This window comes from Kitasatospora sp. NPDC038210, assembly GCF_055600605.1.
Genome location: NZ_JBVJYK010000012.1, coordinates 193517 through 206048, shown reverse-complemented (window position 1 = coordinate 206048; position 12532 = coordinate 193517). Strand labels below are relative to the sequence as shown.

Below are 12532 nucleotides of genomic sequence, written 5' to 3'. Positions count from 1 at the left end.
GGCCGGGCCCGGCCGTCCGCCGCCGGGCGCTGTCCTCGCGCACGAACGGGGAGTAACCTCCGGCTCATGCCCTCCGACCTCGCGCTTGTCACCGATTCCACGGCCTATCTGCCGCAGGAGGCCCTCGACCGGCACGGGATCACGGTGGTCCCGCTGAGCGTCGCGGTCGGTGACTCGGTCCTGAGCGAGGGCGTCGAGATCTCCCCGAAGGACGTCGCCGAGGCGCTGCGCGGCAAGCAGCGGGTGACCACCTCCCGGCCGAACCCGGAGACCTTCGCCGCCACCTACCGGGCGGCCGCCGAAGCCGGGGCGAAGGGCATCGTCTCGGTCCACATCTCGGGCGAGCTGTCCGGCACCGTCGAGGCCGCCCGGCTGGCCGCCGCCGAGGCGCCCGTACCGGTGCGCGTGGTGGACAGCCGACTGGTCGGGATGGCGCTCGGATACGGTGTGCTGGCGGCAGCCGAAGCGATCGCGGCCGGGCAGGGCCTGGCCGAGGCGGCCGAGGCCGCGGCTCGTCGGACGGCCGGGACCAGCGGGTTCTTCTACGTCGACACCCTGGAGCACCTGCGCAGGGGCGGGCGGATCGGTGCGGCGCGGGCGCTCCTCGGCTCGGCGCTGGCGGTCAAGCCGCTGCTGCACCTGGACGGGGGGCGGATCGAGCCGCTGGAGAAGGTGCGGACGGCGTCGCGGGCGATCGCGCGACTGGAGGAGATCGCGGTCGAGCGGTCGGGGGAGCGGGAGGTCGACATCACCGTGCACCACCTGGCCGCCGAGGACCGGGCCGAGCCGCTCGCGGAGCGGCTCCGGGCGCGGGTGCCGGGGCTGCGGGAGCTGTACGTCGGCGAGGTGGGGGCGGTGATCGGTGCGCACGTCGGGCCGGGGCTGCTCGCGGTGGTGGTCGCGCCGCGCTGACGGTCGGGCTGTTGGCCCACCCGGCGTGCTGCCGGCCCATGGGCAGAATGCCGGCTGACGGGCAGGACGCGGCCGACCGGCAGGGGCTGCGCCTGATCGGTCGGCAACGGCGGACTGCCGGGGTCGGGCTGGTCCGCCCAGCCCTGTTCGGTCAACTCGCGAAGGCCATGCCCACTCGTGTGAGTGGCAACTCCTGTCCACACCCCCCGGGTTATCCACAGGGTTGCGGTAATTTCCGCGCGTTCGCCGCCGGCCTCCTACCGTCCTCGGCATGACGACCATGGGCCTGGGCGCGGCGAAGCGCCAAGCGATCAACGAGACGGTGCGGCTGCGGATGGCGGCGCTGCTGCCGACGCTTGACGAGCCACCCCGTGAGCCGCCCTACGAGCCGCCCGACGGGCCCGCCGACGGACCGATGGGTGTCCGGGGCGTCGGGGCGGCCGGAGGCGGAGGCGGTTCCCCGGGGCGGGCGCCGGGATCGGCCTCGTCCGCGACGGGCGAGCGACGGGCCACGGGGCCGCCGACAGGTGGGGCGCCGTCGCCACCGGGTGCCGACGACGGCACCACTGCGGCTGCCTCTTCGGATCCGCCGGGTCCTCCAGGGGACCCTCCCGGCGTCGGGGTGCGCCTGCGGTCCGCCTCGTTCGGTTCGGCGGTGGCGCTCGACCGGCGCGCGGTGGCCGGGCTGGTGATCCTGCTGCTGTTCGCGGTCGGCTACGCCGTCCAGCACTTCTGGCTGGCCAGGCCGGAGACGGTCGCCGTTCCCGCGTTGGCGGCTGTCTCCGCGCTGCCGGGGACGGACGGGCAGGGCCCCGTCGATGCGGCGTCAGGGGCGGGTGTGGCCGGTGTCAGTGTCGCCGTGCCAGGCGAGACCGCACCCGGCGCAGCGGTGTCCGGTGGCGCCGTCGGTGCGGCCGTCGTCATCGATGTCGGCGGGCGGGTCCACGTCCCCGGCCTGCACACCCTGCCCGGCGGCTCACGGGTGGCCGACGCCCTGCGGGCCGCCGGCGGAGTGCTACCGGAGACGGACACCCGGAACCTCAACCTGGCCAGGGTCCTGACGGACGGTGAGCAGCTGCTGGTCGGCGAGCAGGCCGGCCAGGCCCCTGCCCCGGCCGTCGGTTCCGGGCCCGGCGGCGGAACCGCGCCACCGGGCCCCGCAGCACCCCGACCTCCTGTCAGTCTCAACCGCGCCACCCTCGAACAGCTCGACACCCTCCCCGGCGTCGGTCCCACCCTCGCCCAGCGCATCCTCGCCTACCGCGCCTCGCACGGCTCCTTCCGCTCCCTCGACCAGCTCCGGCAGGTCAGCGGCATCGGCGTCCGTACGTACGCGGAACTCCGCCCGCTGCTCACTCTCTGACGCCCCTGCCCGCCCCCTCACTTCGAAGGGAGGCCCTGCCGTGTCCGCGGCCACCGCATCGATCCCGCACGCCCGTTCCACTGGCGCCGACTTCCGGCTGCTGCTGCCCGCCGTCTCGGCCTGGGCGGTCACCGCGGCGCTCCTGGCCCTGGAGCCGGGGTACGAGGTCCCGGTCTTCGCGGCGGCGGGCGTCGCCGCGCTCGTGGCCGTCCCGCTGCTCGTCCGGCCGGGCGCCCTGCGCAGGCGCGGGGCCGCGGTGACCCTGGCCGCCGTCCTGCTCACCGGTGCGGCGGCTGCGGTCGCGACCCCGCTGCACACCCTCGACCTGCACCGGGGGCCGCTGCCCGAACTCGCCCGCGCGGCCGAGCGCGCAGCGCCGGGTGCCCCGGCTGCCCCAGGTGCGCCGGTCGTGCCCGCCCGGGCGGTCGAGGCGGAGCTGACCATCGCGGGAGACCCCGAGGTCCACACCTCCCGGGGCGGAACCACCGGCGGGCAGACCCTCCTCACCGTGAACGCGGTGGTCGACCGGGTCCTCCTGCTCCCCGACGGGCCGACCACCCGGACGCGGACGCCCGTGACCGTCATGGTCCGGGGCACGGCCGGCGAGCCCTGGCAGCGGGTGCTCCCGTCCGAACGACTCGCCGTGGAAGCCGAGGTGCAGCCGGCGGGGGAGGGCCACGGCACCGAGTCCGCGGCGCTGCTGGTCGTCCACGGCCCCCCGCGGCAGCTGGCACCGCCGAGCCTGCCGCAGCGGATCGCCGGACGGCTGCGCGAGGGCCTGCGCACGGCCACCGACAAGCTCCCGCCGGACGCGCGCGGGCTGCTCCCCGGCCTGGTCGTCGGCGACACCTCGCGCCTGCCCGACGACCTCGAAGAGGCCTTCCGGGCCACCGACCTGGTCCACCTGGTGGCGGTCAGCGGGGCCAACCTGGCGATCGTCCTCGGCGCGCTGCTGGGCGCACCCGGCCGGGCCGGCACCCCGGAACGGCGCGGGCTCGCTGCGGTACTGGGGCTGTCGCTGCGCACCGGCGCCCTGCTCGGCACCGGGCTGACGCTGGCCTTCGTCACGGTCTGCCGCCCCGAACCCAGCGTGCTGAGGGCGGCCGGAACGGGGCTGATCGGCATGCTGGCCCTGGCCACCGGCCGTCCCCGCCAGGCGGTGCCCGCGCTCGCCGGAGCCGTGCTGGTGCTGGTCCTGCTGGACCCGTTCCTGTCACGCTCGTTCGGTTTCCTGCTCTCGGTGCTCGCCACGGCCGGACTGCTCGTCCTCGGTCCGCACTGGGCCGAGGCCCTGCGAGCCCGGCGCTGGCCGCACCACCTGGCTGGCGCGGTCGCGGCGACGGCGGCCGCACAGGCGCTGTGCGCGCCGGTGACGGTGCTGCTGTCCGGGCACATCAGCCTGGTCGGCATCCCGTGCAACCTGCTCGCCGAGCCGGCGGTGGCCCCGGCGACGCTGCTCGGCTTCGGGGTGCTCGTCCTGCAGCCGTTCCTCCCGGACCCGGCCCGCCTGCTCGCGGTACCGGCGGGGGTTCCGGCCGGCTGGCTCGCCCTGGTCGCGCGACGCGGAGCCGAGCCTTCGGGCGGCCAACTCGCTTGGCCGGGAGGCTGGTTCGGAACGGTGACGGTCGCGCTGGCCGTCCTGGCGCTCTGCTGGGTGGCGCCACTCCTGCTGCCCCGGCGGGCGGCGCCGGGCATTCGGGCGCCCGCCCGACGCCGCGGGGTGCGGGTGCTGGTGACGGGGGCACTGCTGGTGGTCCTGGTGGCCGTCGTGCTGCGCCCGCCGCAACTCGCCCGGGTCGCCACCGGCTGGCCACCTCCGGGGTGGCGTCTGGCGATGTGCGGCCGCTTCCCTGTTGGATCAGCGTGTTGAAGCCAATCCAACAGGGGTGTTGAGTGCCAGGCTGGCGTACGTACTGGGTGCCCAAGAACCGGGTGATGGCGCCTGGCCGAGATCCCGCCTTGGAAGGCTGGGAGGACTTGGGAGAGCGGGAAGAGCGGTCAGGGATTCACCCTGGAGACCCGATTCTTTTGTCGCCGGACTACCGGATCGACGAGGTTCTGAGTCTGTACCTGTGCCGTTCCTCGTTCGCCCGCCTTGAGCCTGAGACGAAGCGGAACTACACGAGCGACTACTGCGTGTTCTTCGATTTCCTGTGGGCACGCGGTAGGAACTGGAGCATGGCGACGGCCGATGACCTGTGGGACTTCGAGGACTGGCGGACCCGGTCACCCAGGAATCCCCGGCGAGTGGGCGGCGCCCGCTGGAACCGGGGGCTTGCGGCGCTGACCCGGCTCTACGGATGGGCGGCCGACCGCGGGTTCATCGTGGTGAACCCGATCGCGATGCGGCCCGCGCTGAACAGGTACGGCGAGCCCGTTTCGGTGCCCGAGGCCCGGGCCAAGCACGCCAAGACCAGCAACGTTCGATGGCTGACGCCGCGAGCGTTCCGCCTGTGGGTGAACGTCGGACTTCGCGGGCACACAGTGGAGGGACGGCCGCATCCGCAGTGGGTGGGGCGACTTGAGGACCGCAATGCCGCGTTCGCCGACCTGCTGCTGTCGTCGGGCATGCGGCTGACGGAGGCGGCCTCGCTGCTGACGTTCGAGGTCCCCGGCACCAGGCTAGACGGCGGACGCTACTACTGCGGCCGGCTGGCCCGGGCGGTGACCAAGTCGAAGAAGGCCCGCACGTTCTACGCCTCCGCCGTGGTGGTGGGCGACGTCGAGGGCTACATGGAGTCCTCGCGAGCGGAGGCGGTGCGGCGGGCCCAGGCCCGGGGCCGCTACGAGCTGCTGTCCGAGTGGAGGGCGATCACGCACCGGAGCGGGCGGCTGCGGCCGATGCTGCACTGGCGTGACCAGGACGGCGTCGTTGGCCAGACGCCGTTGGGCGAGGCCACCGTCGCCGAGCGGATGACCTACTTCACCGAAGGCCCCAACGGTCTTGAGCCGCTATGGCTTTGGCTGAACGAGTCGGGGTTGCCGTTCCGGCCCGCGTCGTGGGAGAACGTCTTCAGGGCGGCCTCGCAGCGGTGCGCGACGGTGCTGGGCGAGGTGATGGCCGAGCCGCCCTTTGCCACAGCGCATATGGCTCGCCACAGCTTCGCGCTCATCATGCTCGTGGTCCTGAACTTCCTGATGGACCAGCGGATGGGGCTGACGGCCGAGGAACGGCGGGACTTCCGACTCCTCTACGGCGACCCCTGGCGGATGGTCCAGGACCTCCTCGGGCACGCCGAGCTGGAGACGACGAAGGAGATCTACCTGGCTCCGGTCGCGGACCTGCAACTGCGGTCCCTGCTGGCCGGGCCCGCGTCCGCTCCGGAGATCGCCGCCGGGTTGACGGAGGCGGGGCTGACCGACCTGTTCGCACGGATCGCCCGCGAGAGCGAGGGCATCCAGGACCTCGACGAGCGGCTGGAGGTCGCATGAGCCGGCGGGGAAGGTCGGCGGCGCTTCCCGAAGGACCGCATCACAGGCCTGCTGTTCAGAAACCGGGCAGCCTGGTGGTCCGCCACCAGAGCGCGCAAGGCCCGGCGCTCGACTTCGACTTCTCCGCGTTGCCGGTGGCGCCAGCCATCCAGCGGTCCTGGGCCGCGATCTTCGCGACCCGGTGTTCGCCGGGCGGCGGCTGGAACGTGCTCGCGTCGAGTCGGGCCGCCTGGAGGCAGCTGGAGGTGTTCGCCCGCTTCCTCGCCGATCAGGACCAGCCGCCCGCCGATGTCGACAGCCTGACGGTGGCCTGCTGGAACAGCTGGAGACTCAGCCGCCCACGCACGTCCACCGGGTTGAGCCAGATCACCACGATCGCCGCGTTCTTGCGCAGGGACCCCCGGCTGCCAGCGCCGGTCCGCGAGGCCATGGCCAAGCGCGTCCCGCAAGTGCCGAGGACGGAGACCGCCTTCGGGCCTGAGGAAATACAGCGGATCCGGGTCACCGCAAAGCGGATGTTCCGCGCCGCCCACCTGCGGATCAGCGAGAACACGCGACTGCTGCGGCAATGGCGCGACGGAGGGGTCGAGCCCGACACCCAGCAGTGGTTCGTGGGTGAGGCGCTGGACAGCCTGGCCCGCACCGGCTCCATCCCGCATTACGTCAGCGTCGGCGGACAGCGCGCCAGAGCGATCCACCGCTACTGGAACGCGCTGGGAGGCCAGAGCGCGGAGGCCACCTGGAAGCGGCTCTTTCTGGCCCGGGCGGAAGCGGTTGCCCTGGCCGTGCTGCTGGTGCTCGACCACGGGCTGAACTCCACCACCGTTGCTGAGCTGCCCGTCCCGCGGGCCACGCCCGACTCGGGAGAAGGCGCGGTCCCGGTCTATCGGATCGAGCTGGAGAAGCGCCGCCGGGGCGCCGGCCACCACTTCGAGACCAGGAACGTCACCGACTCCGGCGCTGATTCCCCGGGCCGTCTGATCACACACGCTCTGGAGGCCACCGTCCACGCCAGGACCCTGGTCGCCGAACAGGCACCGGAACTCGATCGGTTGCTGGTCTGGCGCACGTCCCGGACCTACCAGGGGTCGAACCCGGAGGAGATCTGGGTGGGAGTGTTCGGCATCGGCCTGCACAACGACGCCGCCTACAAGTGGGGGAAGCAGATCGGTCTGGCGGGCTCGCCCCTGCGTCGGCTCCGCAAGACGGTCAACGTCCTCCACCGGCGCGAGCCCGGGCAGAACACCCAGGAAACCCACGACCGCGTCTACGTCCTTCCTGAGCCTCAAGTGCATCAGGTCGCCATCGAGGTGATCGCCGAAGGCCTCACAGACGCCGTCACCCACGCCCATCGCACCCTGCGGGCGAAGCTGACCGACAGCGTCGCCCCTGGCGACCGGGAGACGGCCACCGCAGCCTGCACCGCCTACAACGACAGCCCGTTCACGCGCCCGGGCACCGGCTGCCGGGCCTCGTTCCTGCTCTGCACCGCCTGCCCCAACGCCCGCGTCACCCCAGCCCACCACCCCCGGCTCGCCTGGCTCCACCAGAGCATCGCGAGCCTGCGCGCCGTCCTGGACCCGGTGGTCTGGACAGCCGACTGGGCCGACGCCCACGCCCGTCTGGACGATCTCAAGGACCGGATCGGGCCGCTCGGCTGGAGCGAGGCCCTCAGCCGGGTCACCGACGCCGACCGCGCGACCATCGAACAACTCCTGAACGGACACTACGACCTGTGATCGAGCCGGCCCTTGTCCTGCCACTGGTGCCCGCCGCGGACACGCCGGTCGTCACCCCGACGCGCGTCGTCCCCACCCACACGGGGCCGGTCGCCCGATACGCCGACCCTTCCTGGCCGCTTGCCCCGTTGAGTGCCAACCCCAGCGCTGATCAGCACAGCATCCACTGGGCCACGGTTTCGCCCGTGCTGGAGGACGAACTCCGCCTCCTCACCTACACGTTGATCAATCATTCGGTGCCCGACAGCTACTTGGTCGGGCGGCGTCCTTCCTGGCGCACGCGCCAGAGCGCCAGGGCCATCTACGGGACCTTCCGCACCTGGGCGGATTTCTCCAACTGGGCCGAGAAGCAGGGGATCTCCTCGCTCGCTGCCTGCTCGCCTGCCTTGTTCCGCAACTACAGCGATTACCTCATCGGCGAGCGCGGCCATGCCCGCAACACCGTCCAGCATCATCTGATCGCCCTGACCCGGCTCTGGATCTTCGACGGGATCAGCTCCCGTCCGCTTGGCATCTGCGAACCGCCCTGGAGCAACGAAGGCATCGACGACTACCTCCCGGCTGCGGCCGCGGGCGGTGAGAACGTCACCGAGCCGATCAGCCCGGACACCATGGGACCGCTGCTGATCTGGGCTCTTCGCGTCGTCGACGACTTCGCCCCCGACATCCTTGCCGCCTGGGAAGAGAACCGCCGGCTGCACGCTCGCGCCCGGCAGGCTGTCGGCACCCCCGAAACCCTCGCGGCCTTGCACGACTACCTCGCCGGCCTCGCCGCCCGAGGAGAACCGCTGCCCACGAAGCCGCTGGCCGGCCAGCGCGCGGTCGCGAGCTACTACATCGCCGGACTCACCGGCGCTTCGCCGCTGCAGATCTCCAACCAGTGCCAGCTCCCGAAGTGGAGGCGATACCGCGACCGGAACCCTGGGCCCTGCCCGCTGCCCACGCCGATCCGTGGGCGCATCGACGGCCGTCCCTGGGCCGAGGCGATCGACTACCACGAAGCGACCGGCCTGATGCGGCACCTCGGCACCGCCTGCTTCATCGTCCTGTCCTATCTCACCGGGCAGCGGCCCGGAGAAACGCTCGGTCTGCGAACGGGCTGCTGCCCGGATCCAGGCGACGGGCGTCCCCTGATCTATGGCCACATCTTCAAGACCGCCCGCGACGAGGAGGGCAACCACCTGTCCCAGGGGCAGATGCGCGGGGTTCCCTGGGTCGCCATCCCCTCGGCCAGGAACGCCATCCAGGTCCTGGAACAGATGGTGCCGGCGGATAGCCTGCTGTTCGGCGCGACCGCCCACGACTACCCCACGCACCGGCCACACAAAGGTGCCCTGAACCGGTCGACGATGTTCCACCGGGTCGAGGACTTCGCCGCTTGGGCATCCGGCCTGGCCATCCGGTCCGGACGGCCAGGCGAGGTGGTCCCAGACGATCCGCACGGGGCGATCGGCACCGAACGGTTCCGCCGAACCCTGGCCTGGCACATCGCTCGCCGCCCCGGTGGGCTCGTTGCGCTCGCGATTCAGTACGGTCACATGCGCACCGCCATCAGCGGCAACTATGCCTCCCGAAGCCGCGGCGGCATCCACGACCTCCTCGACATCGAGACGGCCCGGGCCACCGCTGACACGCTCGTCACCCTGCATGACGGTCTCGATGCGGGCTCGGGCCTCTCCGGTCCAGCCGCGCGACGGGCGATTCACGCCGCCGCCCAGGCGCCCTCCTTCGCCGGTTCCATTCGCACAGCCCGCCAGGCCAAGGCCATTCTCCACAACCGATCTCTATCGGTTCATGACAATCCACATGCCTACCTGATGTGTGTCTACAACCCCGACAAGGCCCTCTGCCACCGGCTCGGCATCCGGGACACCCCCACCCTGAACCGGTGCGTTCCCACCTGCACGAACATCGCGCGCACCGACCACCACGCTGAGCAACTCACCACGCAGGCCGACGTCCTGGAGAAGAGCGCCACCTCCGAGCTCACGCCGGAACCGCTCCGCGACAGGCTCCGGCGCCGCGCGGCGAGCCTGCGCGACCTCGCCGAACAGCACTACCGCACCCGCCTCACCAGCCAGGAGACCAGCTCATGAGCCCAGCAGCAGACGAACGCGAGCGCATCCGCACCGCGATGGAACGCATCCTCGCCGGGACGCCGGAGCACTCGAACGGTGCCCTGACCATCGTCGCCCTCGCCGCGGAGGCCGAAGTTCCCCGAAACGCCCTGACGCAGCGGCACCTCGACCTTAAGAACGAGTTCTATGACCGAGTCCGCGCGCGCGGCGAAATGCCCGACAGTGAGAAGCGACTCCGCCAGCAGATCCGAAAGCTCAAAGAGCTCCGGGCAGCAGACGCCGAAGAACTGCGGCAGTTTCGCGCGGACAACGAGGCACTCGTCGGAGCCCTGCACCAAGCCGTGACGGAAAGCCGGCAACTGCGACAGCAACTGGCCGAACGCCTCGACAACGTTCGCAGGTTCCCCGTCCAACCCCACCAAGCCGAACCCCGGCCCAACGGCTGACTGCGGGAGGCTCCGTCCCAGCAGGCGTCAAGAGCCGAGAAGGGAACGCTCGTTGCCGCCTTCGCTGCTATGGCGTTCGGTCACCTCGGCAGGAATCTGCGGCCACTCAACCAGCATGGCCCAGAAATCCAGATCCTCCTCCTCGCCGAGGTAGTCGAAGCCGGCCCTCGTCAGCATCCTCTGGCTGGGAAGATTCTTAGGATGAACCTTCCCGACCATGAGAACAGACTTGCCCGGATAGAACGATCGGGCGTCTCTCAGGGCATGTTTCAGCGTCTCGTCCGCGAGGTGTCCTCCTGAGCGTCGAGCGTCGACCGTGACAGCCAAGGCTTTCAAGATCCGCTGCGGACCGTCGTGCGGCACCAGCTCACACGGCTCATGGGCATAGGCCGCCACAACGCGGCGCTCGTCCTCAACGGCTATCACCAGCCGCTGGTCAGCGACGCTGTTGGCGCTCGTGATCGCATCCTGGCGAAAGAACACCTGAACCTCGTGCTCCCACTCACGCGCGGGGACCCGCTTGCCTCCAGGCAGGCGCTGAGGAGGGATGGTGCAGGTGAACCTGTTCAGCAGATCGCGATCACTCTTGGTAGCGGCGCGCCATTCCAGGTTGTCCACTCAGGCCGCTACACAGCCCGCCGAGACAAGGTCCCCGCCCGCAACCGTTCACTGAGAGTGGCCGCGATGGACTTCGGAAGCGGGGCTCGCATCGAGGCCTCATAGGCGCTCACACTGAACCGCACACCAGGCTTCTTGATGTCGTCAACCTTGCCCGCGAGAGCAGCCTGCTCGAACGCCTCAAGCCTCGTGCGGGTTGAGCCAAGTGCGTTCGGCTTGACGTCCACAGTGAGCGCCTTCGACGAGGCAGAGTGCTTCAGTCGCTTAGTGAGCATCACCATGGCCAGATCGGCCACCAATCGAGCAGGAGACAGACGCGACGGCAGCCCAGCCAGAGGCAGGGTATTGAGCCTTACCCGGTCCGCATTCATAGGCCGAGGATACCCGCGGAGCATCCGCTAACGCTCGCCTGAGACCAAGCCGAGACGGAAGGCCTCATTGAGTGGGCTACTCCTGCCACTCTGACAGCAGACCACTTCGACTGCGGCTCAAGCCCTGAGACAGCCACCGAAGTTCGACACGCTGGACTTGACAGGGAAGACGTCGGCCAGGGCGACATGTTGGTCCTGGCGGCCGGTGGGCAGGACAGCGCGGTGGTGATCGATGCTGGGCCGGATCCGAACGCCGCCGACAGGTGCCTGCGCGACCTCGGTATCACGACGGTGCCGCTCCTGCTGCTGACGCACTTCCACGCGGACCACGTCGAGGGCGTGCCGGGGGTGTTGAGGGGCCGAAGGGTCGGCGCGGTCGAGGGCACGACGCTGGACGAGCCGCCCGGTGAGGCTGCCCGGGTCGCGGGGTGGGCCGCCGGGGCCGGTGTTCCGTTGCTGAGGGCCGGCCGTGGTGAACGGCGGTCGATGGGGGCGGAGTTGGCCTGGGACGTGGTCTGGCCCGATCCCGGGGCGGGCGTCGAGGCGCCCGGCGCGAACAACGCGAGCGTCGCACTGATGGTGACACTGACAGGAGGACTACGGATGGCACTGCTCGGAGATCTCGAACCGCCCGCCCAGTCGGCTCTGTCGGGCCGCCTGGGGCGGGTCGACGTCCTGAAGGTCGCGCACCACGGCTCGGCCCACCAGGACTGGGGCCTGGCCGGCTCCCTGCGGCCCCGACTGGCCCTCATCTCCTGTGGGGAGGGCAACGCGTACGGGCACCCGTCCCCGAAGACGGTCGACCGGCTGCGTGCACTCGGCGCGACCGTGCTGCGGACCGACCGGGCGGGTGACATCGCGGTGACCGGCGATTCGCCGGCCACCCTCGGTGTGGCCGTCCATCCGCAGCCCGCCCACGCGGCCCGGAAGGCCCCCAAGCCGCGCGCCCTCGGCGCGACCGACCCGGCCGCGCTCACCCGCCCCGAGCAGTCCCCGGGCACACCGCGGGCCCCGCCCGGGTGACCCCGCTCTCCTCCTCCCAACCCCGAAGTGGGGGAAGGGAAAGGGGTTGGGGGTTGGGGTTGGAGGAGGAGTGGAGGGGCCGGGGCGGGGCCAGGAGAAACGTTTCGGCGCGCTCCGGGCCAGGCCCGGAGCGCGCCGAGAAAGCCAGGAGCAAAATTTGCCCGGAAGAAGGGTTCCCCCCGCCTCCTGCCGCCACCCCCGGCGCGCAACGCACCACCACACTGAACCGGGGGGCCAAAATTCACCCTCAGAGGCCAGGGTCTGCCCCGGCCCCGCCGGCCGGCAGGTCAGGCCTCCTCGCGCCAGCCCTCGTGGTCGGCCGCCAGGGCGTCGAGCACGCGCAGCAGATCGGGGGTCCAGCCCCGGTCCGGGGCTTCGACCACGACGAGCCACTGGGCGTCCTCGGCGTCGTCCTCGCCCGCGAGCGCATCGCGCACGATCTCGACCTCGCCCAGGTCGGGTTGGGTGGCGCCGAGCTCCTCGGCGGCTTCTTCGGCGGCGTCGCGGTCGGGCAGGACGAGCAGCAGCCGGGCGTGCGGGTCGTCGACGT

General features: G+C 71.5%; 10 protein-coding genes and 1 pseudogene. 8 read left to right on the top strand and 3 right to left on the bottom strand.

The features are described from left to right. Positions 1-66: 66 nt before the first annotated feature. The 7 genes from ACZ7KX_RS24680 to ACZ7KX_RS24650 all read left to right on the top strand — a co-directional run bounded on the left by ACZ7KX_RS24680 (position 67) and on the right by ACZ7KX_RS24650 (position 9970). Entirely contained in the window at positions 67-912 is an 846-nt protein-coding gene (locus ACZ7KX_RS24680) for a DegV family protein (protein WP_470328346.1), read from the top strand. A 655-nt stretch (positions 913-1567) separates the two neighbouring features. Further along, positions 1568-2275: a ComEA family DNA-binding protein gene (locus ACZ7KX_RS24675; RefSeq protein WP_470328345.1), complete on the top strand. Its 708-nt coding sequence runs from the start codon at positions 1568-1570 to the stop codon at positions 2273-2275. 40 nt (positions 2276-2315) lie between these two features. Next, positions 2316-4145 carry a ComEC/Rec2 family competence protein gene (locus ACZ7KX_RS24670; RefSeq protein ID WP_470328344.1) on the top strand — a complete coding sequence of 610 codons (1830 nt, stop codon included), beginning with the start codon at positions 2316-2318 and terminating at the stop codon, positions 4143-4145. Between the two features lie 47 nt (positions 4146-4192). Next, a complete protein-coding gene (locus tag ACZ7KX_RS24665) occupies positions 4193-5707 on the top strand; it encodes a site-specific integrase (protein ID WP_470328343.1) in 1515 nt (504 codons plus the stop codon). Between the two features lie 74 nt (positions 5708-5781). Continuing rightward, entirely contained in the window at positions 5782-7446 is a 1665-nt protein-coding gene (locus ACZ7KX_RS24660) for a hypothetical protein (protein ID WP_470328342.1), read from the top strand. Further along, on the top strand, positions 7443-9542 hold the full coding sequence (locus tag ACZ7KX_RS24655) for an integrase (RefSeq protein WP_470328341.1): 2100 nt from the start codon (positions 7443-7445) through the stop codon (positions 9540-9542). Before ACZ7KX_RS24660 ends, ACZ7KX_RS24655 begins: the two co-directional genes overlap by 4 nt. Beyond that, positions 9539-9970 carry a hypothetical protein gene (locus ACZ7KX_RS24650; protein ID WP_470328340.1) on the top strand — a complete coding sequence of 144 codons (432 nt, stop codon included), beginning with the start codon at positions 9539-9541 and terminating at the stop codon, positions 9968-9970. The genes ACZ7KX_RS24655 and ACZ7KX_RS24650 overlap by 4 nt, the downstream gene beginning before the upstream one ends. 27 nt (positions 9971-9997) lie before the next feature. Here the strand turns inward: ACZ7KX_RS24650 and ACZ7KX_RS24645 are convergent, their stop codons facing one another. Beyond that, positions 9998-10588 carry a hypothetical protein gene (locus tag ACZ7KX_RS24645; protein ID WP_470328339.1) on the bottom strand — a complete coding sequence of 197 codons (591 nt, stop codon included), beginning with the start codon at positions 10586-10588 and terminating at the stop codon, positions 9998-10000. Between the two features lie 8 nt (positions 10589-10596). Then, entirely contained in the window at positions 10597-10959 is a 363-nt protein-coding gene (locus ACZ7KX_RS24640; RefSeq protein WP_470328338.1) for a hypothetical protein, read from the bottom strand. 168 nt (positions 10960-11127) lie between these two features. Here ACZ7KX_RS24640 and ACZ7KX_RS24635 point away from each other — a divergent pair. Continuing rightward, a pseudogene (locus tag ACZ7KX_RS24635) lies at positions 11128-11829 on the top strand (ComEC/Rec2 family competence protein); the annotation flags it as partial. Between the two features lie 440 nt (positions 11830-12269). On the opposite strand, the gene ACZ7KX_RS24630 reads toward ACZ7KX_RS24635, so the two are convergent. After that, positions 12270-12506 carry a hypothetical protein gene (locus ACZ7KX_RS24630; RefSeq protein ID WP_470328400.1) on the bottom strand — a complete coding sequence of 79 codons (237 nt, stop codon included), beginning with the start codon at positions 12504-12506 and terminating at the stop codon, positions 12270-12272. Between the last annotated feature and the right edge of the window lie 26 nt (positions 12507-12532).

What these genes read in the sequence shown, in the direction of transcription:
- ACZ7KX_RS24650 (WP_470328340.1), top strand. Translation starts at nt 9,539, where the DNA reads ATGAGCCCAGCAGCAGACGAACGCGAGCGCATCCGCACCGCGATGGAA.
- ACZ7KX_RS24640 (WP_470328338.1), bottom strand. Translation starts at nt 10,959, where the DNA reads ATGAATGCGGACCGGGTAAGGCTCAATACCCTGCCTCTGGCTGGGCTG.
- ACZ7KX_RS24680 (WP_470328346.1), top strand. Translation starts at nt 67, where the DNA reads ATGCCCTCCGACCTCGCGCTTGTCACCGATTCCACGGCCTATCTGCCG.